Source organism: Escherichia sp. E2661 (genome assembly GCF_004745185.1).
In the GTDB taxonomy this organism is placed as follows: Bacteria; Pseudomonadota; Gammaproteobacteria; order Enterobacterales; family Enterobacteriaceae; genus Escherichia.
Genome location: NZ_PDIG01000086.1, coordinates 1 through 790, shown reverse-complemented (window position 1 = coordinate 790; position 790 = coordinate 1). Strand labels below are relative to the sequence as shown.

The following is a 790-nucleotide window of genomic DNA, read 5'->3' as shown; positions in this document are numbered from 1 at the left end:
GCATTCGCTTGCTGCTGACCCCATCAATTAACCTTCCGGCACCGGGCAGGCGTCACACCGTATACGTCCACTTTCGTGTTTGCACAGTGCTGTGTTTTTAATTAAACAGTTGCAGCCAGCTGGTATCTTCGACTGATTTCAGCTCCATCCGCGAGGGACTTCACCTACATATCAGCGTGCCTTCTCCCGAAGTTACGGCACCATTTTGCCTAGTTCCTTCACCCGAGTTCTCTCAAGCGCCTTGGTATTCTCTACCTGACCACCTGTGTCGGTTTGGGGTACGATTTGATGTTACCTGATGCTTAGAGGCTTTTCCTGGAAGCAGGGCATTTGTTGCTTCAGCACCGTAGTGCCTCGTCATCACGCCTCAGCCTTGGTTTTCCGGATTTGCCTGGAAAACCAGCCTACACGCTTAAACCGGGACAACCGTCGCCCGGCCAACATAGCCTTCTCCGTCCCCCCTTCGCAGTAACACCAAGTACAGGAATATTAACCTGTTTCCCATCGACTACGCCTTTCGGCCTCGCCTTAGGGGTCGACTCACCCTGCCCCGATTAACGTTGGACAGGAACCCTTGGTCTTCCGGCGAGCGGGCTTTTCACCCGCTTTATCGTTACTTATGTCAGCATTCGCACTTCTGATACCTCCAGCAACCCTCACAGGCCACCTTCACAGGCTTACAGAACGCTCCCCTACCCAACAACACATAGTGTCGCTGCCGCAGCTTCGGTGCATGGTTTAGCCCCGTTACATCTTCCGCGCAGGCCGACTCGACCAGTGAGCTATTACG

Annotated in this window: 1 rRNA gene; it reads right to left on the bottom strand. The window is 53.9% G+C overall.

Annotation, left to right across the window (positions count from 1 at the left end):
* Positions 1-790, bottom strand: a 23S ribosomal RNA gene (locus CRI63_RS23770); the annotation flags it as partial.